The sequence below is a fragment of the Marinococcus sp. LNHM3E3-2.2 genome (assembly GCF_056034385.1).
The window spans coordinates 160,913-185,486 of record NZ_JBQLIC010000006.1 but is presented as its reverse complement, the minus strand read 5'-3'; the positions used below and the strand labels follow the sequence as shown (position 1 = coordinate 185,486).

Annotated in this window: 25 protein-coding genes and 1 other annotated feature; of the genes, 10 read left to right on the top strand and 15 right to left on the bottom strand. The window is 44.3% G+C overall.

Features of this window, described 5'->3' with window-relative positions; translation table 11 throughout:
- Nucleotides 1–245: 245 nt before the first annotated feature.
- From ACTRXF_RS10435 to ACTRXF_RS10390, 10 genes are all read right to left on the bottom strand, one after another.
- A complete protein-coding gene (locus tag ACTRXF_RS10435) occupies nt 246–461 on the bottom strand; it encodes a glutaredoxin domain-containing protein (protein WP_474279094.1) in 216 nt (71 codons plus the stop codon).
- Nucleotides 462–576: 115 nt separating this feature from the next.
- The gene (locus ACTRXF_RS10430; protein ID WP_474279092.1) at nt 577–1,242 is read right to left on the bottom strand and encodes a haloacid dehalogenase type II; all 666 of its coding nucleotides are present in this window, start codon (nt 1,240–1,242) and stop codon (nt 577–579) included.
- Nucleotides 1,243–1,307: 65 nt separating this feature from the next.
- A complete protein-coding gene (locus ACTRXF_RS10425) occupies nt 1,308–2,081 on the bottom strand; it encodes an SDR family NAD(P)-dependent oxidoreductase (protein ID WP_474279090.1) in 774 nt (257 codons plus the stop codon).
- Nucleotides 2,082–2,199: 118 nt separating this feature from the next.
- Complete coding sequence (locus ACTRXF_RS10420) at nt 2,200–3,312, bottom strand: oxidoreductase (protein ID WP_474279088.1); 1,113 nt, start codon at nt 3,310–3,312, stop codon at nt 2,200–2,202.
- 133 nt (nt 3,313–3,445) lie between these two features.
- Entirely contained in the window at nt 3,446–3,760 is a 315-nt protein-coding gene (gene trxA, locus ACTRXF_RS10415) for a thioredoxin (RefSeq protein ID WP_474279086.1), read from the bottom strand.
- Between the two features lie 92 nt (nt 3,761–3,852).
- Entirely contained in the window at nt 3,853–4,281 is a 429-nt protein-coding gene (locus tag ACTRXF_RS10410; RefSeq protein ID WP_474279084.1) for an OsmC family protein, read from the bottom strand.
- Nucleotides 4,282–4,744: 463 nt separating this feature from the next.
- Nucleotides 4,745–5,071, bottom strand: coding sequence for a DUF3243 family protein (locus ACTRXF_RS10405; protein WP_474279082.1), 327 nt, complete (start codon nt 5,069–5,071; stop codon nt 4,745–4,747).
- Between the two features lie 499 nt (nt 5,072–5,570).
- The gene (locus tag ACTRXF_RS10400; protein WP_474279080.1) at nt 5,571–6,500 is read right to left on the bottom strand and encodes an LCP family glycopolymer transferase; all 930 of its coding nucleotides are present in this window, start codon (nt 6,498–6,500) and stop codon (nt 5,571–5,573) included.
- 22 nt (nt 6,501–6,522) lie between these two features.
- Complete coding sequence (locus ACTRXF_RS10395; RefSeq protein ID WP_474279078.1) at nt 6,523–7,896, bottom strand: glycosyltransferase family 2 protein; 1,374 nt, start codon at nt 7,894–7,896, stop codon at nt 6,523–6,525.
- Nucleotides 7,897–8,257: 361 nt separating this feature from the next.
- A complete protein-coding gene (locus tag ACTRXF_RS10390) occupies nt 8,258–8,566 on the bottom strand; it encodes a thioredoxin family protein (protein WP_474279076.1) in 309 nt (102 codons plus the stop codon).
- Between the two features lie 226 nt (nt 8,567–8,792).
- On the opposite strand from ACTRXF_RS10390, the gene ACTRXF_RS10385 reads away from it, so the two are divergent.
- The 3 genes from ACTRXF_RS10385 (at nt 8,793) to ACTRXF_RS10375 (ending at nt 10,640) form a co-directional block, all read left to right on the top strand.
- A complete protein-coding gene (locus tag ACTRXF_RS10385) occupies nt 8,793–9,053 on the top strand; it encodes a GlsB/YeaQ/YmgE family stress response membrane protein (protein ID WP_474279074.1) in 261 nt (86 codons plus the stop codon).
- A 492-nt stretch (nt 9,054–9,545) separates the two neighbouring features.
- Nucleotides 9,546–10,466 (top strand): STAS domain-containing protein, encoded by a 921-nt coding sequence (locus ACTRXF_RS10380; RefSeq protein WP_474279072.1) that lies wholly within the window; start codon nt 9,546–9,548, stop codon nt 10,464–10,466.
- Between the two features lie 6 nt (nt 10,467–10,472).
- Nucleotides 10,473–10,640 carry a hypothetical protein gene (locus ACTRXF_RS10375; protein ID WP_474279071.1) on the top strand — a complete coding sequence of 56 codons (168 nt, stop codon included), beginning with the start codon at nt 10,473–10,475 and terminating at the stop codon, nt 10,638–10,640.
- Here the strand turns inward: ACTRXF_RS10375 and ACTRXF_RS10370 are convergent.
- The 3 genes from ACTRXF_RS10370 to ACTRXF_RS10360 all read right to left on the bottom strand — a co-directional run bounded on the left by ACTRXF_RS10370 (nt 10,634) and on the right by ACTRXF_RS10360 (nt 11,724).
- Complete coding sequence (locus tag ACTRXF_RS10370) at nt 10,634–10,849, bottom strand: hypothetical protein (RefSeq protein WP_474279069.1); 216 nt, start codon at nt 10,847–10,849, stop codon at nt 10,634–10,636. The two genes, ACTRXF_RS10375 and ACTRXF_RS10370, sit on opposite strands and share 7 nt — an antisense overlap.
- Nucleotides 10,850–10,901: 52 nt before the next feature.
- Nucleotides 10,902–11,033 (bottom strand): EexN family lipoprotein, encoded by a 132-nt coding sequence (locus tag ACTRXF_RS10365; protein WP_474279067.1) that lies wholly within the window; start codon nt 11,031–11,033, stop codon nt 10,902–10,904.
- A gap of 412 nt (nt 11,034–11,445) precedes the next feature.
- The gene (locus tag ACTRXF_RS10360) at nt 11,446–11,724 is read right to left on the bottom strand and encodes a hypothetical protein (protein ID WP_474279065.1); all 279 of its coding nucleotides are present in this window, start codon (nt 11,722–11,724) and stop codon (nt 11,446–11,448) included.
- A 352-nt stretch (nt 11,725–12,076) separates the two neighbouring features.
- Here ACTRXF_RS10360 and ACTRXF_RS10355 point away from each other — a divergent pair, with 352 nt between their 5' ends.
- On the top strand, nt 12,077–12,334 hold the full coding sequence (locus ACTRXF_RS10355) for a hypothetical protein (protein ID WP_474279063.1): 258 nt from the start codon (nt 12,077–12,079) through the stop codon (nt 12,332–12,334).
- Between the two features lie 163 nt (nt 12,335–12,497).
- Here ACTRXF_RS10355 and ACTRXF_RS10350 read toward each other — a convergent pair whose 3' ends face one another.
- Nucleotides 12,498–13,151: a hypothetical protein gene (locus ACTRXF_RS10350; RefSeq protein ID WP_474279061.1), complete on the bottom strand. Its 654-nt coding sequence runs from the start codon at nt 13,149–13,151 to the stop codon at nt 12,498–12,500.
- 466 nt (nt 13,152–13,617) lie between these two features.
- Nucleotides 13,618–14,871 carry an MFS transporter gene (locus tag ACTRXF_RS10345; protein ID WP_474279059.1) on the bottom strand — a complete coding sequence of 418 codons (1,254 nt, stop codon included), beginning with the start codon at nt 14,869–14,871 and terminating at the stop codon, nt 13,618–13,620.
- Nucleotides 14,872–15,083: 212 nt separating this feature from the next.
- Nucleotides 15,084–15,292: a binding site (T-box leader), on the top strand.
- Nucleotides 15,293–15,338: 46 nt separating this feature from the next.
- Here ACTRXF_RS10345 and argS point away from each other — a divergent pair.
- The 6 genes from argS (at nt 15,339) to ACTRXF_RS10315 (ending at nt 24,560) form a co-directional block, all read left to right on the top strand.
- On the top strand, nt 15,339–17,027 hold the full coding sequence (argS, locus tag ACTRXF_RS10340) for an arginine--tRNA ligase (RefSeq protein WP_474279096.1): 1,689 nt from the start codon (nt 15,339–15,341) through the stop codon (nt 17,025–17,027).
- A 199-nt stretch (nt 17,028–17,226) separates the two neighbouring features.
- Entirely contained in the window at nt 17,227–17,682 is a 456-nt protein-coding gene (locus ACTRXF_RS10335) for a GNAT family N-acetyltransferase (protein WP_474279057.1), read from the top strand.
- A gap of 37 nt (nt 17,683–17,719) precedes the next feature.
- Complete coding sequence (locus tag ACTRXF_RS10330) at nt 17,720–18,244, top strand: alpha/beta fold hydrolase (RefSeq protein WP_474279055.1); 525 nt, start codon at nt 17,720–17,722, stop codon at nt 18,242–18,244.
- Between the two features lie 424 nt (nt 18,245–18,668).
- A complete protein-coding gene (locus tag ACTRXF_RS10325; RefSeq protein WP_474279053.1) occupies nt 18,669–19,727 on the top strand; it encodes a tyrosine-type recombinase/integrase in 1,059 nt (352 codons plus the stop codon).
- Between the two features lie 379 nt (nt 19,728–20,106).
- Nucleotides 20,107–23,898 carry a hypothetical protein gene (locus ACTRXF_RS10320; protein ID WP_474279051.1) on the top strand — a complete coding sequence of 1,264 codons (3,792 nt, stop codon included), beginning with the start codon at nt 20,107–20,109 and terminating at the stop codon, nt 23,896–23,898.
- A 395-nt stretch (nt 23,899–24,293) separates the two neighbouring features.
- Nucleotides 24,294–24,560, top strand: a complete 267-nt coding sequence (locus tag ACTRXF_RS10315; RefSeq protein ID WP_474279049.1) for a recombinase family protein — start codon at nt 24,294–24,296, stop codon at nt 24,558–24,560.
- Nucleotides 24,561–24,574 lie beyond the last annotated feature (14 nt).

Sequence of the window (24,574 nt, the reverse complement as noted above, 5' to 3'; positions counted from 1 at the left end):
CCAGCCAAAAAAGAACGTGGATCGAACGATCCACGAACAAACATGACGCTTTTATTTTGTTTCTCAACAATCTGAGAGGGGGATTGAGATATCTCAATCCCCCTCTCTGTTTTTTATATTTATGATGTTTCGAATGGGCGCTGCTGGACGCCCCTATGCGAAACACTTCCCTTGGTTACTGCTCGTAGAGATAAACACTTACAATAAAAGCGAAAATAGGAAAGAAAGAGATAGAAAGGTCAGGTTTAGCTGAAACCAGACAACGCAGAGGAAAGGTGGAGCTGTTTCTGATGGCAGAGAAGTACTGGGACCTTCACTTCTCCGATGAAGGCAAGTAATTCATCCACGGCCTGATCGTCGGTCAAAAGGTTTTTTTCCTCGAAAACAATACGGTGATTTTCCAGTTCTTCTCTCCAATGCTGGCAATCCAGGCAGCCGTCAATGGTATAAAGCGTCATCATTACTTTCTCCTTTCCTCTCACAATATAGGCCGGTAATTCAGATATCCGTAAGGTGCTTTACATGAGGATAACGCCACCTATTCACGGAGAAGGAGCGGCGTTTTTTCCTGAAAAATCAGCTTCTAATCAATGGCCTGAGTGTGGTGTAATGGTCATCCGGAGGCAGTTGCAGTTCTTCAACCGGTTGGCCGCTGCGGTTGATCCATGCAGTGGTGAAGCCGAACGCTTTGGCACCACTGATGTCCCAGCCGTTGCTGGATAGAAACGTTACTTGATCCCGGGGAACGCGCACGGTGTCTAATATGAGCTGATACGCCGCCGGCGAGGGCTTGAATTGCTTAATGTCGTCCACACTGAGGACGTGATCGAGATAGTCGTTTAAGCCCGCCTGTTCCAGCAGAGGCTCCAGCATGTCCCTCGACCCATTGCTGAAGACGATCAGCGTGGTTGATTGTTCTTTTAACGTTTGCAGCACGTGCAGACTTTCTTCATAAAGGGACAGATGTCTGTAAGCTTTCATGAAGGTCTGCTCGATCTCTGCCGACCAGTTAAGGTCATGGGCGGCCAATGAGAAGCGCAGGGCGTCCCGTGTGACAGAGGAAAAAGGGACGTATTTCCCCATCGCCTGACGCAGGAAGGAGTACTGGATTTGTTTTTGTCTCCAAAGCTGGCCGATGCTTTCTCCCTGTCCGGGGAAATGCTCCTCGCAGGTGGCATCGATCGATTGAACATTAAACAGGGTGCCATAGACATCAAAGGCAAAAATGGCGTTCGCAGCCATTAAAAAGCTCCTTTCGTGGTATCGGTTAGAGAAGCGACTATGGTTATGGCTGAAGAAGCCTCGTGTTACAGACCAAAAGAGGTCATGCCACCATCAATATAGATGTTTTGGCCGTTCACATAGCTCGACCCGGGAGCCGCGAGGTACAATACGGACGTTTTTAATTCATCAAGTCGACCGGTCCGTTGGATCGGGGTGCGCTGCTCGACAGAATGGCGGAAATCGTCATCTTCCAGAGATTCAGCATTAAAATCCGTTTTAAAGAACCACGGGCTGATGGCGTTCACCGTAATGCCGTACGGGGCAAGTTCACCGGATAATTGTTTGGTCAAGTGAATCAGTCCGGCCTTGCTTGGTCCATAGACCGAACTGAAGAACAAACTCACGCCGCCGGCAACGGAAGCCGTATTTATAATGCGGCCGTAATGGGCTTTTTTCATGTGAGGGACAACGGCCTGCGTCAGGAGAAACGCCGATGTCAGGTTCGTTTGGAACACGTGCTCCCAGTCTTCTTCGCTGATATCTTCGATCTTCCCATAAGCGGCGGTGCCGGCATTATTAACCAACACGTCGATTCGCCCGTATTGTTCTATGATGCGTAAGACGGTATTCGAAACTTGTTCCTTGTCCGTGACGTCGCAGACGAGGGGTGTCACTTCTGCGTGGGTCTCGCTTTTGATGTTGTCAGCGGCTTCGTCAATTTTGCTTTGGGTACGGCCGAGAATAATCACGTGGGCTTCCGCACCCGCGAGCGTTTCGGCCATGGTTTTTCCTATACCGCTGCCACCGCCGGTGACGACGGCTACTTGCTGAGAAAGAGAAAATAAGTTTGTAGACATGTTATCCATCCTTTCGTTGGCTATTCGTCAAAAAATAATCACATAGAAACCAGGTGAAACAGGGGCACCTTATGCAGGCACCCTGTTTACTTCCATCCTCATCCTCTTTTTTAGAAATTTATTCTGTTTCGCTCAAGGGCAGTTGCAGTTCATGATTTTTAATTTCCGCCTGGGGAAGCAGGGTGTTCGCAAAATCAAAGGAAGCCAAAGGGGCGCCGTTGGCTACTTTGTGAGGTAGATCGGGGTTAGCCAAGGCGCTTGTGCCTAAAGCAATAACGTCGGCGTCTCCGTCAGCAATGAACGTATGGGCTTGGTCTACGTCTCCCAGGCCGCCGTTCGCAATGACCGGCAGAGCACTAAAGGTTTTGGCAGCCTGCGCAAGCGTCCGGGTCCCTTCCCCGAAGGCGGATTGGGTGGCATCGCTGTCGGTGACATGAATGTAATCCAAGGAAGAAGCTCCGAGTTGTTCGAAAACGACCTGCGCATCGTTCTCCCCTCCGGACCACTGATAAGACGAATCCGAGACCTTGATTTGGGAGATACGGATCCCAACCATGAAGTCCTCTCCGACGGCTTGTCGCACTGCTTGGATAATAGCGAGAGGAAAACGCAGACGGTTCTCGAGCGATCCGCCAAAGGCATCCTGGCGATGATTCATGTATTCGGTTAAAAATTCATCGAGCAAATAGCCATTAGCGCCGTGAATCTCGACGCCGTCAAAACCAGCCTGTTTAGCGCGTAAGGCACTGGCCACAAAGGCCTCCTGCACCTGGTCCATGCCTTTATCCGTCAACGCGCGGGAGGGGGGGAACGGTCCTTTTCCTCCATAAAACTCCAGCTGTTCGCCTTTGGGAGCCATCCCGGAAGGAGAAATACGCTCATCGGTGTACGGATTCCCCTGGCTTTGGCCGCCGGCATGCATCAGTTGGGCAATAAAGACGGCGTCATGGGTCTGTACCGCCTGAACGATAGGTTTCCAGGCTTGAACGTGCTGATCGTTGGCGAGGCCGGGCTGATGGTAATACCCCTGGCTATAATGTTCGTCCGTATAGATCCCTTCGGTAATAATGCCGCCGAACCCTCCGCGAGCAAAGCGTTCATAATAGCGCTGCATCGTTTCCGTCGCCCGGCCATCCGATTGCGCGCTGATGCGTGTCATCGGGGCGACCATGAACCGATTGTGTAATGTTCTATTTTTTAATGATGTCTGGGTGAATAATGATGGTGTCAACATATGACCTCCTATAAATTGGTGATGAAACGAAAGCTTCCTTCTGTTGGGAGACGCTCGAAGGAAACAAACACCCCCGTACGTTTGTCGATGGACGAAACGAGCGGAGGCCTGTCGTTGGTCAGGTTTTCATTTAGGTGTATTTATGAATGTAATTCATTAATTGGTCTTTGGGTTGAAAGCCGACAATCTGTTCGACGACTTCCCCGTTTTTAAACAAGAGCATCGTGGGAATACTCATCACGCCGTACTTCCCGGCCGTCGCCTGATTTTCATCGACATTGAGTTTCGCAATGGTTACTTGATCTCCCATTTCTTCATTGATCTCCTCCAACACGGGAGCAATCATTTTGCAGGGGCCACACCAGGGAGCCCAAAAATCGGTTAATACGATGTCTTCGGACGTTTCCTGGTGAAAGTTATCATCAGTCACATGAACAATAGCCATGATCAATCTCTCCTTTGTCAAAAGTGAGGCATGGAAGCCCGAGGCACGGGTATCTCCATCTCCTTCTATTCGTTGGTTTGGATGCGGTTGATTTATGCTTTGGTCCAGGTGGCCTGCATTTCAACATCGGCAGCGACCATGGTCGTGAAGACCGGGCAACGGGCATCCACTGTCTGTTGAAGTTCGTGGACACGCTCCTCGGATTCGCTGGTGTGGACTTTGGCATTTACCGTAATGGTCTGGAAGTACGGGCGGGCATCGCCTTTGCCCATCATGCCGTTCGGGTCGAGTTCGCCTTTGACCTCAAACTCAATGCCCTGAAGGTCAAAGTCGATTTCTTTCGCCACAAAGTTGGCAATCGCATTTTCACAGCCGGCTAACGAGGCGAGCAATGTGCCGAGGGGATTAGCACCTTCGTCGGTACCTCCCATGTTCGCGGGTTCATCAATCACAATTTTGTGATCTCCAGATGTGCTTTCGGTATTCATGCCTTTGGATACGGCGCTAATGTGTTCGATCATAATAGAACTCCTCCTGTATGGTACATTTTCTGTTCCTTGATGATGCTGCTCATGCTATTACCTTGGCCCAACGTCTTGAAACGGGGGGTGTAAGATAGATTACATCGGCAATCGGGAAGGAATAAAAGTAGTTGACGAAGAAATCATTTGTCTGTTCCGCCGTTTTGCTACCTTGGATCATGAATCGATCTGGTCTTTCCGTTAAGCCCCATGGTTAGAGGTTGAAAAGGAGGCACGACACGGAGCGGAATCATTCATCTTCATTATCTTGTTCGTTTTCCTTGTTCATGACTACTGTTTTATTATAGAAAAGGAAGAAGGGAACGGCTGTAAGATGTATTACTTCTCTTGCCGGATTCCGGCAGAAGAAAGGGAGAGCTATTCATATGGTAACCAAGGATAAAACCGAAACCGAAAACATAAAAAAGCAAATGCCCGCAGGCACTTGCTTCATGGACCAATGCTATTTTTCATCGTTGGTTTGCTGGGCCAGCCGAACGAGTAATCGCGCAAACGTGTCTTTTTCCTCGTCGTTTTCAGTTTCCTTCCATAGCTCATGCAATACTTTTTCTTCCCTATTCCGGGGCTCTTCGTGTTTATTTAAATAATCCGAGACGCGCTTTGCGCCCTGGGCGAGGCTTTTTTCGCTAAGATTTAATTTTTCGCCCTTTCGAACCTGATCCCCTAAATAATCCTTAAACGTAGCGAAATGCTCTAAAATCTCGTCCTTGTCTTCCTGGTCCATCGCCTGAATTTCCTGGTCGGCTTTTTTCGGGTCTTCGCTGCTCATCTGGAAGCCTCCTTTAAGATGGGATGTAAAGTCTTTTCCTTTTGCCAACTCGTCGCAAACGTCTTTCTCGTTGTGGTGTCTTCGTGTTTAGGTTCCGTAATGGTCGGATTCAGTTTTTTGTCCGCACGAAGGTTGGTTTTTTAATTTGTACGTTAAGAAATACAATATAGCAGTACTGCCACACGCGTGAAGAATCTAGAAGATAACGATATACTTTAAGTATTAGTAAGGCTACAGGTGAAAATATTGCCCGCTGAGATCAAATCAGTTCCCAGGGGGCAATAAATTATTTAAACTCTTGATCCCGTGAAGTGCCTGCCACAGTTTTAGCTGAGGGATGGCTTTGACGATATGGTGGGAAGCAGGAGGCCCCCCCACACCACGTCCATATAAACATAGTTCTCTGTGCGTAGAAAATAGACCTTGGGATCTGGAGGGAATAAAAGGCGTTATACGGGAAAGTGACTGGAGAACGCACGTCCAAATGGTCGAAAAAACGTTAGGCGCTATCGCCGGAATGTTCGATTTCTAGATGCCGGTTCAGTTGGTCGGACAACTCCTGCACCTGTTCAGCATCCGGCATGTAGTAATACGTGTCGTCCTTTTCGCCGTCTTCCCCCTCGATTTCATGCTGCTTCACCTCGTCCAGGGCAGGCTGGTAGTTCGATTGAACCGTCCAAACATCTTTTAGTTGGAAATTGGTGCGCACGTGGTCTTCCACGACGGTAAGAATGCTTTTAATTTTCGGGACAGAAGAAATGTCCGTGCCTTTATCCATCATCCCAAGAAGAAGGTCGCGCTGCCGTTCCTGGCGTCCCAGGTCTCCGCGGGGGTCGTCTTTGCGCATGCGTGCATACTTCAGGGCTTCGTCGCCGTTTAATTCCTGGGAGCCTTCGGCGAAATGGGTGCCTTTATACGTGAAGGCGAATGAGTTATCGATCCGGACACCATCCATGGTGTTAACCATGTCTTCAAAGCCGGTCATGTCCGCCTGAAAAAAGTAATCGACAGGCACGTCCAACAACTGCTCGACGGTGCGGATTGTTTCATCCTTCCCGCCAAATGCATAGGCGTGGTTGATTTTATCCTTTTCCCCTTCGCCTGCGATGGTCGTGTAGGTGTCCCGCGGAATGCTTACCATCTGGGTGGAGTTCGTGTCCGGATTGACCGTCAAAAGCACGAGCGCATCTGTGCGCTGGTTGGGGTCATCCGCGCCCCCGGATTCGTCTACGCCCATCAATAAGACGGAAAAGGGATCTCCCTCGTCCAAATTAATCGTGTCGAGGCGGTTGTCGGATTCCGCCCGGTCTACGTCTTCCTGGATGGCCGTAAAAGTGGTGGCAACCAGATTCCAGCCGTAGCTGCCGGCGACAACCAGCATAACGCCAAGGCTGGTGCCGATGATTAATACGATTTTTTTCCATTTCATGTTTCGGGCTGCCCCCTTGCATTTAAGATTTCTTTTTGGCTTCCGGCGGAGCTGCCTTCAGGTCGTAGTAATTTCCCGTGCGGGAGACTTTTTTCCAGTCTTTGTTGAAAAAATAAGCAATGCTTCCGTACATGACAAAGTACATCGTAATAAACCGGTGCACGAAGACGTCAAAGACAATGGTCGTAAGCAGACGGAGGCGGTCGCCTTGGCTAAACGTAAACCCGTAGTGGTTCACCTGGCGGAGGGCCAGCATATTATAGATGAAATTAAACACGAATATGTAGCTCATATAGACGACGATAAAGCCCACAAAGACAAACGCCATGTTCAGGAAGGCGTTGGCGACAAAGAAGCCGGCGGTCACGTAAGCAGCCAAAATGCCAACGATTAGAGATTCGATGATATAGAAAAAGGAAACCGCCTTTGTAACGAGCGTCCGGGTAAAAAACGAACGAAAGTGCACGAGGCAGTCCATGTAGGACTTCTGCCACCGGATCCGCTGTTTAAACAGGTCTTTCCATGTTTCGGGGAGCTCGGTATAGCTGATCGCTTCGGTCAGCAGTAACACCTTTTTGTTTTTCTGCCGTCCAATATAGCGGTGGATTTTCAGGGTAATATCGATATCCTCTCCGACGGAGGATCGGTACCCGCCAACATCAAGCAGGGCATCCTTGCGAAAAATACCAAAAGCGCCTGAAATGATTGCGAGCGCCTGAAAACGGGCCAGCGACAGCTTGGTGACGTAGAAGGCCTTCAGAAAATCGAGCATTTGGACACGGAGCAGCATGCTGGTGCCCGCGAGGGTGAGCTTCCGCAATGGCGAGGCGGTTTTGGTCTGCAGGACATGCACCATGCCGCCGGCGGCCACCACATCCGAATCGGAAAATTTGTTGTTGATGACGGGCAGTGCCTCCGGGGTGAGAACCGTATCAGCATCCAGCGTCACCACCACCTCTTCGGCGGCGTATTCAATACCGGCGTTCAGGGCGTCCGCTTTCCCGCCGTTCCTTTTTTGAATGACGTAGATGTTCGGATGCAGCGACGAGCGGTAAACCCCTTCCACGGGCTGATGGGGGAGAGAGCCAAGGGCTTGTTTCTCCCAAAGGTGCAGGTCCAGCTCCTCGTTCAACAGCATAAAAGTATCGTCCCGCGAGCCGTCATCGATGTAGAGAACTTCGGCTTGTTCTGCATCCAACGCCTTCATGCTCTGCATAGAGGTACGGATAATGCCGGCCTCATTGTAGGATGGAATAATAATGCTGATGCCTGTCCGGCCGCCGGTGACCACCGGCTGTCGTTCGTCCGTTTCCCGGAACCAGGGGAGGCAGTGGAACAGGTGGAGCACTGGAAAAAATAAACATAAGCAAAAAAAGATGATAAAAAATAATTGCAAATCGATGAACCTCCTTCGTTTCTTATTATACGGGGATGGACTGGGGAATGGGGAAGCGGAAGTGTCCCCAGGGGGAAACCGCTGCTTGTAAAATAAAGAAAAAAGGGACTTTGCCGAAACGGAAAATAACTACCCAAATCCCTGTGGTTGAAGGATTTTGAAAGGTTTTTATCATCATCCGCAAAACCAAAAAGGAAAAAAGTAGGAGGAGATCCCTTGGAGAAAATTAAGCCTATAATGTAGAAACCTGTCGGCCGAACGAAGGCAATAGACCAATGTTAGCCTCCACATTTACGGAACAAAGAGAGGGAACGGGGTAAGAAGCGAACGTTTGGGTTTCCTTCATACATCCCAATTGTCATTACATATGAGGTTTTAAGAGATGGATAATTTCCGGCGAAGAATGAAGCCCTTCCAGGCGTTCGAGGATATGCCCCTGGCGTAAGATCAGCAGGGTAGGCAGGACTGTCACCTCGAATTCCTCAGCAAGAGAAGGGGAGTCCTGGATATTTACCGGGAGAATCGCGACCTGGTCCTCCATTTTTCGTTGCACGTTATCTAAAATGTACGGCAACCGGTGGCACGGCGTACACCACGGGGCCCAGAAGGAAGCTACTATGACCAAAGTTTCGGAGGTGCTTATATCATGCTGGCGCTCTTCCTCGTTCATAATATAAAGCCCCCTGAAATAAGAATATCGTACGCATAATATCATAGAGGAAATTCAATACAAATAAAAATAAAAATGGAAAAAGAGAACATTTACAAGATATTATTGATAGAAATGGATATACATTAACAGAAAAATATGGAAGAAGGTTTGATCTTTACATCAGCAGGAAATGGAAAAAGAGAGTGTTAATAGATAAAAATTAACATTGATGGGAGGTGACAGTGTGTTATCGTTTATTTGGAGTTTAATCATTGGTGGATTGATTGGTTGGGCTGCAGGGGCTATTACCGGTCGAGGCGTCCCTTTTGGTATTATTGGTAATATTATCGCCGGATTTATCGGTGCCAGTTTGGGCACGGCGCTTCTCGGCAGCTGGGGGCCAGCGATCGGTGGTTTTGCTATTATTCCCGCCTTGATCGGGGCGATTATCCTCGTCTTAATTGTAAGCATGATTTTTAATGCGGTGAGAAAGAAAAAGAAATAGCCTCGAGGTCTCGAGTTAAGTTAGCTGAGAGGGAAGCTATCGAATACCAAAGTAGCTTTCCTCTTTGGTGTATTATACGTTACATATTTTATCAAACGTGGTGGTTAGTGATGGCGCGTAGTCGAGTTCCCGCCTGTTCTCCGGTAGCCTCAGGCAGTTAAAAAGGGGAGAAGCACTGTCTTCTCGACATTGATATTCTAGAGGTGCCGATTCGTGACATTTTGTGGACTGGAACTTCGAAAACGACAAAAGCATGATTTTTCTCGTCTCCGACCCTGTCTAGGCACAGGGAAGAACTAACGGTGAAACCTATCTTGTCTTTTTCAAATGAAAAAGACGTTTGAGGGAAGATGAAGCAGGGAACAAAGAAAAGAATAATGTTTTTTGGTGACAATTAAAGGACAAAGAGCCTGTTAATAAACCGAATGAAGCTGGGAGGCTTTGTTCGGTTTATTTTTATGGACCAAAAAACAATCATGGAGGGACTTAGCGATGCGCTACACGTTCGAGGCATCCATGACGCTTGAGGCGTTTGTGGAGGCCAATACGCACCATTTTGAAGAAATTTTACTTGAGGAAGCGGCAGCGATCCGCGAAGATATCCGGGATATTTTGCAGTATGGTCACATCGATCTGGTGACGAATGCCCGGCAGATCGTGGCCTATGCGATCCATGATCAAGCAGAGGAGCTGCAAGCCTTTGCCCGCCAGGAAGGCCGGATGTGGGCCAACGCCTCGATCGACCTGTCATTTAAATTAACATGGATCCACGCCCTGCGACGGACGACGTGGATCGTCATCGAAGCGTATCAACGCTTGAGCGGGGTGGTCGACCCCTCCCAATTTTTTCACTGGGAGCGGGACGTGAACAATCAGATCGACGCCTTTTTACATACCTTTTTACAAAGTTATAACGCCTATAAACAGGCGGCCCTGGAGGAACAGGAAGCCCTGGTGGAGGATCTTTCGGCCCCGCTCATTCCGATCCACCCCACGATTGGGGTGTTGCCGCTGGTGGGGGCCATGAACGAGCATCGCATGGCGTTTATTAAAGAGAAAGTTCTCACCGAGGTGGGCAGGCAGAAACTCCGGACGGTCATGATCGATCTTTCCGGTGTGGCGCATATGGAATCCCAGGTGATCACCATCTTTCAGGAAGTGCTGGACGGGGTGAGGCTGATGGGGGGCGATCCCGTGATCACCGGCATGAGCCCCGATATGGCGCTGGAGGTGACGGATGCTGGATGGCCGTCGTCGGTGCAGACGTTTGGATCGCTGCGACAGGCGCTGCAAAGCTGTCTGGGGACGGCGGCTATAGAACAAGCCGGCCAGGAGGAAAGCTCCCGTGCTTTTCAACTGCCGGGAGTCATACCAGGGCCGCGGGGAAAAGACGTCGCTCCGAGGAAGGGGTGACGAGAGATGGTAGTGTTTCTGCAGGACGATAACATCCGCCGCGCGCTTCAGCGCCTCTTCGAGTTTCCATTTCATAGCGGATGCCTCCTGGGTGGTCATGTGAAAATAGTTATTGCATGGAAGATTATTGATGATTCTATGGGAAAATCTTTCTTTCCTGAAGCTGATTATTGAGTTCGCGGCCCTTTCAGTTCACAGCATATAATAGCATCTGCGCGAAGGAGCAACGAGTCTCCTAGGGCCAAGACTTCCTGGGAGGTCCCCTTGGCCGCTGTGCTCATCGCCCGCTGAACATCAAAATACGCATCGATGGCTGCCTCTTCCTCTGCTACTTTATGCGAAACCTGGTGGCCATTCGTTAAGGTTAACACGAGCTTAAACATTGGCTCTCTCCTTTGAAGGTATTAGAAATAGATGATGAAAACACCCCATGTATTATTCGTCTTCGTTATTAGGAAACTCTTCAGGCATCCCATCCGATTTCTCGTCATCCCCACAGGCGGTCAGGGCACTGGAAGATACCAGCATGACAAGTGTTACGATAAAAATATTGAACCAACGACTCATGTCTTCGCTCTCCTTTTGGGTAAACCATGTAAGATGGCTCTGAAATTTGAAGATTTATCTCCATAGGCCATACCCGATAGCGGCATAAATATAACAATAAGCCCTTCCCGATAAAACAGGAAAAACACTCCGGGGCACGCGATGGAAGAGGTTTAGGCCAAAATCATTCGTTAGCTATAAGGAAGTTTTAAATATTTGTAAAGATTGTTTCTTTGACGTGTTCAACGAGACAAATAAGTGGTATCTTGAGGATGGGAGCGATCTCCCAATCGCCATCTCCCTTAACATGTGATACCCACCTTGAAAGCCAGCCGATTGAGCTGGCTTTCTTTCAGTGATATTAAAAATTTCATGCACCGTAATTAATTTATACAAAATTTTATTTCATTTTTAAGTGCATGCTTTTAATGTGTTAAGAATATTCGATTTCCTCCCATATTTGCACCAACCGTGGCAGGGGAAGGGCTTTGAGAACCACATGAGCTTGACGCCCCCGGGGATAGTGATCATCGATAGCTTCGATATGCACCAAGTTTTCTTCGCGAAGAAAATAAAACACGTCCTGTAATTGTTGTTCCTGTTTCGCACTTAAATATAATAAAGCCGGATGGCCCTTTATTAAGAGAGTGGAAACGTCTTCTTCCGCGTGCTTATTTAGGCGATGAAACGCTTCTTCTATTTTCCATTTCATGATGGATTCCTCCTTGAATGGTTTTTGCTATTCGTTCGAAACTACTAAGTCTAATGAGTGCTCATGAAAATGCACACCCTAGAGTGCCTCCAAACATTTTTCTTTTAAGGCCACTTCTCCCCGATATTTGTGGTTCTTCTTCTACAATAAAGGCATGAGATGAGCATTTCTTTATAAGAAAATGAGAAATGAATGAGAAGGACATGTAATATTAAAGGAAAACAGGCATTTCTCTAGGCAGTTTACCTTTATAACAAGGAATAGATCGAACAACATCCATCATAGTCCTTTTCAAATAATTGGCTGCTATTATGGAAAAAGAAATATGGTCAGCTATTCATGGAGGTGTTCGATGACCAGTGCAAAATACGTTCTTTATATGTATGGCATCGTTTTATTTATTTCATGGAATTTGATGCTTTTATTAGATCAGATGCACTATACGATAGAAGACAAGAACAAAGGGGTCCTATTTATCTGTACGGTAACACCGCTCCTATTTCTTCTTGTTCATGTCTATCACAAGCATCGAGCGGCAAAAATGATCGTAGTATGGGTGTTAGGCGGATTATTCCTCATCAATACGATATGTTTTTTTGTCGTTCCATAAAAACATAATAAAAAAATGATCTTCTCTAACGTATTAGGAGAGATTATTTTTTTATTATCAAGAATGCCTCCCAAAAAGTACACATTAAGAGTCAAAAAGATAGAGTATATACAATTGTTTCGCAGAGGTACCCGTTTGATGGAAGAAATCATGAATAATAAATTTAATTAGAAATGAAGGCTAAAAATTCTTTGCCGAATTCAGAAGTGCCTGACTGCCATAGTCCTTGTTCAGACATAGTCGTATGAAGCGATTCGTGAAAAATCAATCCATTGTTGTATAAATCAATGACTATTCGATCGTAAAACCCACGTTCAGAATCTAGTTCTGGGAAGGCCATGGTCAGTATAGAAGATTTTGCCCCCATTGAAATATTCGGTTTACTCCCCTCTTTAAAATGAATATTTGGGTTATCCAAAAAATAGAGTATCCTCAAATGCCATTCATTAAATTCATCAATATAAGTTAGAAACATTTGCTTTTTATTTTCTCCAATATGAAGCTTAGGTGTATTAGAAAGGGCATTCATTAATTTCACTCTTTTTTCTGACTGATGCGTCTTCAAGGCCACATTATATACTTGCATAGCAATCGTTAAAAACTCTTCACTCTCTGCTAATTGCTGAATATCATGTCCTTCTTCTTCTAATATTTTCAACCTCTCGTCCATATCTGAGAGTACTTGTTCTCTTCTTTTTGTAGCAGGACCTACAAACACTTGGCCAAAAAGTTCTGATAAAAGCCCTCCTGCCACTGGAACTGCACTTAAACTTCCTTTTGCAATCGCATGGCCCACTTCTTTCGTCTTATCTTTCAATTATTGACACTCCTTTTTCCAAATGTGCTTTACCTATATGATTGTAAATTACAAAAAATCATTTTTATTTCATATTGAGATTATCTTTCCTTACTTATTTTTTCATATAATCCAAATCAAGTACATAACAAGGAAACTATTGCCAACTATTCTTTGGATCAAATTTCTATTTATGGAGCGTTGCAAAAGGTAGACCTTTTTAGTCATTGTATATGTCGACCTAAAAAAGCACTATTGCGTACCAAAAGGTCTTGAATTATTTTTAGCACGTTCTAAAAAGAACATGGATGTTTTGGCACGCTATTAAACTACTTTGCCATATTTACTTGATTCGGAGTCGGAATGACCTTCTAATAGGCTTGTCGTAATTCTATAAAACAGCTGAAGTAACGAAGCCGATAATAAAAAGCATAAATAAACAGCAGCGCCCTCTAGAAAGATAGCGCTGCTGTTTATTTATAATGATTTATTGTTTCAGTGTCCTATACGCAGAAAGCTTTTGTTCTTCGGCAGAAACCGATAATATTCTTCGGTGCCGTATATACATCAGACAGCTGATGGCCAAAAGGAGGGAAGCAATGATGAAAACGATGCGCACTCCCGCTGTTTCCGCCAGTCCTCCAACCAATAATGAAGAAAGGCCAAAAAAGCTGGTCAAAATAACGTCTCTGGAAGAAAATACCTTTGCCAGCTGCTTTTCTTCCGTATGGGCTTGAATCAGAGAAATTTGCGTAACTTCCTGAACCTGCGTCGGAATACCGATCAAAAGGGAAATGAGCAGGGCGAAAGCGTTGGAAGCTGGAAACGCGAACCAAAAGGTGAATATCGCAACACAAAACGAGCTGCCGATTAAAAAATACCGGGCTTTAGCCTGAAGAGCTTTTTCAAACCGGAAGCAGAGCATACCGCCAATCATCAGGCCGGCGAAAAACGAAGCATTGATGTAACCCCACCACGACTCATTTTCCTGAAGCACATCGGCAACATACACATACAGTAACGCAGCGATCCAGATGGCTGCTGTTAAAGAAGTGATGCCATCGACAATAAACATGGTGCGCAGCGGACGATGCTTCCATACATACTTCCATCCCGATTGAATGGTTTCTGCCATCGATGAAACCGACGAGGTTTGCAAAGAAGCGTCGCTGCTCTCAATACGAACACCAAGAAGCAGTAAAGGAATTATCATAAAAGTAAGGGAAGTGCCTATAAACACTGCACCTGGTGGAAACAGTACGATGAACAGAGCGCCAACAGGCCACCCGGTTAATTGAATCGTTTGGTCAGAAACGGACATCAGGCTGTTTGCCCAAACCAGAAAGCGCCGAGGGACGATTCTGGGAAGAGAAGCGTTCCGGGCAGGCGTGATCCAACTGTCCAATACGGCAATCAGGCCCACAATGATCAACGCCCAAATTAAAAATGAAGACCCGATAGCTGTTAAAAGAAGCATGGGCAGGGTCATCAACAGCAGCCCTTTACCGATAGATGCCGAAGCTAAAATCGATCTCAGGTTCCCTTTTTCCAGTATCAAAGGAGCGAACAAGCCGCCAAGAAACCGGGAAAACGTATTGATAAAAGGAATAAGAGAAACGAGAAACACGGAAGAAGTGCGTTCGTAAACGACGCTGATGATACTTACAAGATAAAAAATATCGCCGGCACTGGCGATGGACTGATTACTCAACAACAAAAAGAACGAACGTGTGCTGCTCATCATATCACCCACTGTATTTAGTTTTTATATGGGGAAGATGAGCTGCCTACATGAGCTTTCGTCCTTTCGTGAAAATAGTTTTGTTGGATGCTTTAAATATGGTTGTTATTAAAATATCACAATTTATGGAAAAAGCACAGTCTCGAAAACCATTTTTGTAATTTTAAGGTTGATTTTTCTATCTTTTACATATACACTTCTTCATTAATAAATCATATTCGGGGAAGAAGAGAGTAATGATGCGGCCGGTCTGGCAGCGACTCAGGGACGGTGGAAGCCTGGGAAACGGTGCATGATGAAGCGCACTTCGGAGGAACGGTCTGAAACCAAGTAGGAACCGTCGGGTCATTTCGTTATCAATGGGCAAGGAGGTTCTTCGGAACAATCGGAGTGGTACCGCGGGTAAGATCTCGTCTCTATACAGAGGCGGGATTTTTTTATGCTATAAACAGGAGGAAAAGCAGATGATCGAATACGAAAAGCATTATGCCGAAGCCATTACCCCGCACATTCAGCATGTGTTGAATGTCGAGGAGGTCCAGGCGTTGATTGAATATCCAAAATATGAGGGGCAGGGAGATCTGGCGTTCCCTTGCTTTGCGCTGGCCAGGCATTTCCGAACCAATCCTAAGGAAATCGCTGCCGAGTTGGCCGACAGCATCAACAGCCCGTTATTTGAAAACGTGGTGGCAGATGGACCATATGTGAATGGGTTTTTAGATAAAGCAGCTGTCAGTCAGCAACTTCTTCAGCGCATTCAACAAGAAGGAACGAATTACGGGACGCATGCATGGGGGAGAGGGAAGACCATTACGCTGGATTTTTCGTCACCTAATATTGCGAAGCCCTTTTCGATGGGGCATTTACGGTCGACGGTGATCGGTAATGCCATGGCGAACATTGTCCAAAAGTGTGGATACACCCCGGTCAAGATTAACCATGTGGGGGACTGGGGGACCCAGTTCGGAAAATTAATGGTGGCTTATACGCGCTGGGGATCGGAGGAGCAGGTACAGCAGAATACGATTAAAGAACTGCTGGATTTGTATGTACTGTTCCATGAAAAAGCGAAGACTGAGCCGCATTTGGAAGAAGAGGCACGTCAGTGGTTCCGAAAGCTCGAACAGGGGGACGAAGAAGCAGCCCTTCTCTGGCGTTGGTTCCGGTACGAATCCCTGCAGGAATTTTCAAAGATTTATAATCTATTGGGTATAGAGTTTGATACGTACCACGGCGAAGCCTTTTATAACGATCGGATGGAGGGGGTGGCGCAACTGATTCAAGAGAAGGAGCTGCTGGTAAGATCCGAAGGAGCAGAAGTAGTCGATTTGAGCGACCATCAGCTGCCGCCGTGCCTGATTCGAAAATCCGATGGGGCTACGCTATACGCCACACGGGATCTGGCCGCGGCAATCTATCGGCATCAGAAGTACGGGTTCGATCAATCGTACTACATTGTCGGAGACGAGCAACGCCTGCATTTTCAACAGCTGTTTTTGGTTTTGGAAAAGATGGGATACGATTGGGCGAAGGGAATGATCCACATCCCGTTCGGCTTTATACTGCAAAATGGGAAGAAAATGTCGACGAGAAAAGGAAAAGTGATTTTACTGGAAGAAGTGATTCAGGAATCCATTGATCTGGCGCAGCGAAATATTGAGAAGAAAAACCCGGAGCTTGGGCAGAAGGAAGAAACTGCGCGTATAGTCGGTGTTGGAGCGATTATTTTTCATGACTTAAAGCACGAACGGCAAAATAATATCGAATTTCAATTCGAGGATATGCTGCGGTTTGAAGGAACGACAGGGCCGTATGTACAGTACACGCATGCAAGAGCCTTTTCGATTCTAAAGAAGGCCGGTTATCAGCCGTCTTCAGTGGAGCAGGGATTAACGGATGCTCCGAGCTGGAATGTCATCAAAGCGCTGGCAGCTTTTCCGTCGGTTATTGAAAGAAGCTACCATCAGAGTGAGCCTTCGGTCATTGCCAAGTATTTGATTCATTTAAGCCAGAGCTTCAACAAATACTACAATCAGGTACGCATACGGAGGGAGGACGAGGAGCTGCCAGCCAGACTGGCCCTGGTACATGCAATGGCGATTGTGTTGCAGGAGGGGTTGCGTATTCTTGGTGTTCAGGCACCCGAAGAAATGTAGAAGAGATTCAACTAATAATATACCCCGTTAAACCAACGGAGCCATCAACCGCCCGGGGGAGGAAGAAGGAAAGACGTTTTCTTTCTTTTGGCTGCCTCTCCATCAGCGGCAAGTATTAGTGTCGGGGTATAGTGATTACATTTATCGTCTGTAATAGTTTTCTCAAGCTTCTATAACTAAACAAGGAGGTGTTACTAAGATGATTCATTGCCGAACGATCAGGAAACGGGACTATATTTCTCTACCGTTGCTTTTTGATGTATTGGGGTACACGAGCACGCCAGAGGATATCGTTAATCGCATGGACCACTTAATGCAGCTGCCGCAATACGAAGCAATTGTCGCTGTAAATGATAAAGAAGAAATTTTCGGGTTTGTTGGCTTGGGGCATATGCATTATTTTGAAAGAACGGGCACATATGGAGCTATTTTAGCTATGGCAGTGAGAGCAGATAAACAGCGCCAAGGCATTGGAACAATTTTAATCGAAGCCGTAGAGGTCTGGGCGAACCACCTTGGATGTGATGGTGTAGTAGTTTCGAGTGGTAATCGAAATGAACGGAAGGCGGCACATCAGTTTTATCAAAAACATGGGTATCTTCGCGAAGGCTCGAGCTTTGTGAAACGTTTGGAGGAGAGCGGGAGCAAAAAATAATGATTCGGCTAAACTTCAGCAAAAAGGGGGGTTATCGATGAGAGAATACTGGATTTCTGGCAATAATACGGTTTTACACTGCCTGGACAGTTCTCCGGATACTAGGGAGACAACTCCTTTATTTATTAGTCCGGGATTATCCGAACCTGCTGAAAACTATATTGATACGATCCGGGCGTTAGAGCCCCGGCGGTGTATTGTTTTTGCGCATCGGGGTAGAGGGAAAAGCAGTGCGCCAACATCAGGATATACTTTGGAGGACCATGTGAATGATATAGAGGCAGTTGCGAATTTCTTTGACCTTCACCGCTTTTATCTGATGGGGTATTCGTGTGGCGTTTCCTACGCCTTGGGTTATGCGCTACGACAACCCTCCAGGCTGGAGGGATTAATCTTAGCCGAATACCCCGCAGTCGATAAACAAATGGGTCCGGGATGGGCTGATCATTACTTGCAGACCTCATATGGAGACCAAAGAGGTAGCGATCTCATGGACGAGCAGGTCGTTCGGGGAATCGAACGAGATGCCCGGGAGTTCTCGTTTCGTTCCTCTCTTCATTAGATTTCCTGTCCGACGCTCATCCTGAGAGGTACGGGAGAAGAATCACTTTTATCTGAAGAAGAGGCCGGAGAATACCAACAAAAAATGAAAAACGCACAATCGGTAGTATTTAAACAGGCAGGGCATACCTTAAAAGAAACAGAATTCCATAAGTTTGTTCGTATACTCCGCGCATATTTACAGAGCGGATTAATAGAGCTATAAATATCAAAGTACTCTTAACTGTAAATCTTGCTATGTTTTTCTACTTTTCTAAAAGGTTTATTTAAAACTTTTGAAATTAAATTAAAAAAACAAAAATTAAACAAGTAAGTAAATATTGTCGAAAAATTTCAAAATTTACTTTTTATGATAAAATAATAACTAATGAAAGCTTCAATTTCCTTAGGTTTTGGGTTAAGAACAACAATAGGGAGGGCATAGAATGAACCACCTTGTTTTACCGGGAAATCAAACTCAAGCTCTTTCATTAGAAAGCTCTCACTCGTTTCTGAATAGTGACTTATATACAGATATTTCTGCGCAAGGTTTCGAAGGGGTTGAGTGGGAACAGATACCTGATGAATTTTTAATGTACATCTATTTACATAAAAACAATACGCTTCGTAAACAGCGAAGCGAACGAACAAAGCGCAAATATGTAGAAACGCTTGTCCCATTCCTTACTTATGTACAAGAGTTCGGAGGATTAAGAGAAATTTCTGCTCAACGTATTTATGCGTATCAGCTATATCTCGAGCGAGAGAAGGGATATAAGGCGAGCACGTTGGCACGTCATAGTACGGTCATTAAACAGTTTCTGCGATTCCTCGTGCAGGAAGACATGATGGAAGTCGATTTGACAACAAAAATGGCTCCCGTCGCTCAACCGAGAGATGAGCTCGTAGACCGGGATCTTCATGAGCACGAAGTTCAGCAATTACTCTCTTATTTCAAACAAAAAGATACGTTTGCTTATACTTTGTTAGTCGTTTTAACGAGCACGGGTATGCGGATTGAAGAGCTGGCAAATGCCAAATGGCGCGACCTGGAGTGGCGATCGCCAGAAGGGGCCTTTTTTCTGCACATTACGGGAAAGGGCGAAAAGGAGCGGCCGATTTTTCTTTTCGCCGATGTGCTGCGTATCCTCCAGGACTTCCGGGAAGAGCGTGAAATGATCACCGAGACCTTTACAGGAGACTCTGCATTCTTTCCAAAGAAAAACGGGGAACATTATCATGTGAACTACCTAGGGGATCGCTTCAGCAAGCTCATTGCTTCAGCTCCATTTCCGTTTGTGCAGCACCGTCGAGATCCTATTACGCCACACACGTGTCGTCATTATACGACCTATTACATGCTAGAGCATGGAGCTGACCTTGCTTCGGTACGGGATATGTTGGGGCATGCGTCGATACGAACGACAGAGCGCTATCTCCTTCGAAGAAGAAACTATGGGGAACATGCTGGATTGAAAGTAGATACAAGCAGTTTTACACATTGAGGTGTTGTAAACAAACTCTTTTATGAGCAAATTATATATTTCATATTTAAAGATTGTGAGGAATTAGCCTCGTTACATATGGGACTTTTTGTGCTAAGAGACAAACCAAGTTTATTTCCCTCGAATTTCATATGAACCCCATTGGTGTTTTCGTATATTACGAGCTACCAGTTTGTTAATTTAAGTATTTTGGAAAGATAAAGTTAATACAAATTTACCATGGCTAAGGTTAATAGATTTTAATGATTTTAAATAGGTGTCTGAAGGAAACCTTGCGAAAGAAAGTAGAATTGAACCAAAATTGAAAGAGGAAGAGAAATTGTTATAAAGGTGTACAGCATGCATCAGTATAAAACTTTTTCTAGGGGAGAAATATATAATGGAATTTTTAAAAGTTACTCACACTGATATAGAAAAATTATCGGATCAACAGCTAACGGAATTATTGTCAATGTTGCTATATGCCGAATCTGAAAAATGGAATATCCCTGCTAATTCAGTAGGAGTAGCCCTTAATATTAATGTTCCAGACGGCGGTGAAGACGGCAGGATAAAGTGGACAGAGGGGGTAGAAAAAACAAATTGGTTGCCAAGTCGCTTTACTTTTTTTCAGTGCAAAGCCACAGACATGCCCCCTTCAAAATGCAAAGATGAAATATTAACAAATGATACTGAACTCAAACCAAAGGTTAAAGAGGTAATCGAAGAAAAAGGAGTCTATATCCTATTTCATAACCAAACATTAAATGAACAACAAAAGCAGCAAAGAATTGATAAATTTAGAGAAGCTATCGATAACTCATCGTTACAAATAGATAGTGATTCTGTATGTATACATATATATGATGCGGGAACAATAGCGGCATGGACGAATGAATCAATTGCAGCAGTCGTGGCAGTTTGGGGTTGGGTAGGCAATCATTTATTAGAGGGGGCCTGTACTTGGAAAGAGTGGAGCGGTTATCAAGAAGATGATTACACTTATGTATTCGATGACTCAAATTCAGCCAATATAGCACAACTAAAAGACCACTTCACGGGAGTTAGGAGGGTCGCACGTATCATAGGGTTATCAGGGTTAGGTAAAACAAGGTTAGCCTATGAAGCATTTCGACCTCCAGATGATTTAAGTGATATAGCACAACTTTCTAGGAGTAATCAAGCAATATATATAGATGCGGCTATGAATTCAAATAAATTATCTGGAAGTATTGCAACTTGGAGATCACAAGGCTTGAGAGGGACTCTCATTGTAGACAATTGTAATTTTGAAATGCATAACATCTTAAGGAGAGAAGTAGAACATTCAGAGAGTCAGTTGAATTTATTAACATTAGATTTTAATCCTGAGAAATATGACAGTGATCACCCTTACATAGAATTAAAACAAGTATCAGATGAAATTATCAAAGGAATCATTTCTCAGAGCTATCAGAATATATCCCGAGAAGACATTGAACGAATTGTTCATTTTGCTCAAGGCTTTCCCAAAATCGCGGTACTTTTAGCAAAGGCTAGGCTTAATATGGAAGATGATATCGGAAGTTTAAAAGATAATACTTTAATAGAAAAACTTCTGTGGGGTAGAAATGAAAAAGACCACACAAAACAAAAAGTAATATCAACATGCGCTCTATTTGAACATATAGGATTTGAAAAAGAGGCTTCACCTCAACGTCAGTTTGCTGCTGAGCATATATGCAAGGTTACTAATGACGAATTTTATGCAGCTTGTCAATATTTTATTGATAGGGGAATATTGGATGTAAGGGGGAGATACATTAGAGTAACACCGCAGCCTTTAGCTATACGTCTGGCCGCGGATTGGTGGAAAAACTGTGCACCCGAAACGGCATATCAAATTGTAACAGCAGAGATGCCAACAGGGATGTCTGAGGCTCTGTGTGACCAAATGGCAAAACTTCATTTTCTTCCTAAGGCTCAAGAATTAACTTCGAATTTATGTGGAGAGCAGGCCCCTTTTGGCCAAGCGGAAGTTCTAAATTCTGAAAAGGGTTCCCGCCTCTTCCGTTCTTTAGTAGAGGTGAATCCTAAAGCTACAGCAAAAGCTCTAAATAGGGCCTTTGGTTCGATGAGCATTGAAGAATTATTGCAAGTGGAATCAGGTAGAAGAAATTTAATTTGGGCATTGGAGAAGCTATGTTTTTGGGAAGAAACATTCGAAATTTCCTCAAAAATATTATTATATTTTGCTGCCGCAGAAAATGAAAGTTGGGCTAATAATGCAACAGAACAGTTTCTGCAATTGTTTCATTATGTTTTATCGGGCACACAAGCTCCTCCCGAAGTAAGGATAAAGGTAATAGACCATGCCTTAGAATCTAAAGTATCTAAAGTTCAGTTTTTAGGTGTAGAAGCACTGGGACACGCTTTGCAAACTCATCATTTTAGTCGAATGATAGGAGTGGAAAAACAAGGAAGTAGACCGATAAATCAAGAATGGAGGCCTGAAACTTGGAGTGAAGTTTTTGAATACTGGCAAGTTGCACTTGAAAAGATTACACAAATAGCAGTAAATAGTGAAGCAATGTCTGAGAGAGCACTAGAGATAATAGCAAATAGTATACGGGGCTTAGTTTCCTATGGAAAAGTAGAAGAACTTGAAAAATCTATAAAAATAATAATTGATCGAAAAGGTTCATTTTGGCCGAGTGCATTAGAAAGTATAAAAGATACCATTGATTTTGATGGCTCTAAAATTCCAAAAGAAGGACTAGAACGATTGCAGAATTGGGAGAAATGGTTACAACCAGACGATTTCATAAATCAATTAAAACTACTCGTAAGTATATCGAAGTGGGAACATGAAAAAAACGATAAAGGGGAATATATCGATATTTCTGCTGAAAAAGCAAAACAATTCGCTTTATATACTATTGAAAATCATTATGAAGAGTTACTAAGTAACTTACATTTAGTTTTAATCGGAGAACAAAGAAAAGGGTACGTTTTTGGTTATGAAATTGCTAAATGGGTTGAAGATCCAAATTTTTTACTAAATAGAACAAAAGATTCTTTGAAAGAAATTGTTAATAAAGATATTGAATACATTAACTTATCTTTTATCGGAGGAGTCCTTTCTTTTTTACAGACTAAAGCTTCTGAACTAGTAGATAATTTTTTAAATGATTTCTCACAATGTGCGGAGTTTGTGCAATTTATTGTAGATTTAACAAGGTTTATAAGTATTTCTGAAAAAGATATTGATAGAATTATCGTATTATTAAAGGAAAGAAAAATAAATGTTGAGACCTTGAATATTTTTTCATATGGAAGTGTTTTAGATCATTTAAAATTTGAAGAAGTATTAAGATTGATTTCAGAGATTGTTAAGTATGGGGAAGAAGGGTACCTTGTTAGTTGGCACATTCTATACATGTATGCTTATGATGATGATGAAAAGTTCAGATCATTATTGGGTGAATTTAAAGCTTTGATCTTAAAACCGGAAGTTATAATTAATAGAAAAATTTTTAGTTATGAAATTAGTGAGGTGACAAAAAAGATTATTCTGAACGATGAGAATGAAGAAAAAGAAACATTTATCTCTGCTCATTCTCAAGAGATAGTGAATTTATTAGCGACTAAATTAAATTTTGAGCAAAGAAAAAGTTTACGAGAATTTACTGGTATTCTAATGGACTATGGTTGGGAACACAGCTGGCCAATAATCAGTGAAGGCTTGCTTTCTGAGGATAAAACAGTTGTTTATAGAACAATAGAAATACTAGAACCAAGCAGTCTTCTAGGTGGATACACTTGGCCGTTAAAAAGCGTGCCATATGAAAACCTAGTAAAGTGGTGTGAACTTAATAATAAAGGGCCCGAGCTTCTCTCAGCAGCAATTCCGGTTATGAGAGATGTCGACTCTGAGGAAGAAGCGAACATAACTCAGATTGCATACTATCTAGTTTCTCAGTATGGTTCTAATGAAAAAGTGTTACGTAATATTAGTGCTCGTTTAGGTACGTTCAGTTGGACTGGCTCGCCGATTCCTCATCTCCAAGCACAAATTTCTATTTACAAATACTTTGAGAGTCATCAATCATCAATAGTTAGGGAATGGGCCCAAAATCATGTGGAAAAATTGATCAACAATATAGAGAGAGAGAAAAAAAAAGAAGAGGAAGAAGAACTAGGGTTTTATTAATTTACCAATAAAATAAACGAAGAGCCCATCTAACATTAGAAATAGTACGATAATTAAAATCCTGCTTCAATATCGAACAGAAGTAGCTCATAGATTTAATAACGAACCAAAAAATCAACAGATTTAACTAAAAAACTTCTGGACAGTGCCCGAAACCTCCCATTTTTGTCTCTGAAAATGGGGGGGGTTCCATAATAAAATGTACAATACCTTATAGATTTTTAGACACTTTGGAGGGACGCCCATGACCTAACGTATCGGATATGCACGCGTATACACCTTGTCCGTTCGATTATTAATCTAAACAATATTGTGCACGAACTGGCAGCCGAAGGTATTTCGGTGTTGTTTTAAAAGATAATATGGAATTTCACGCCGGAGAGGGAACCAATAGCATGCAGACGCTGTTGTTTAATGTGCTAGGAAGCTTTGCGCAGTTTGAGGTCGACCTGATCCGGGAGCGTACCACAGAAGGAAGAGAACGAGCGAAAGCGTATGGAAAACATATGAGCCGTCCGGGCCAATCGGAAAAGGCAGTTCAGCAAGCCTTACAGCTCTTCGAGAACCGAGCGACCAATCACATGAGTGTGAAAGATATTGTAAAAGTAACGGGCGTTCCCCGTTCGACCATATATGCTAAAAGGAAATGTGATGGAGCGTAGCTCGGTGCTACGTT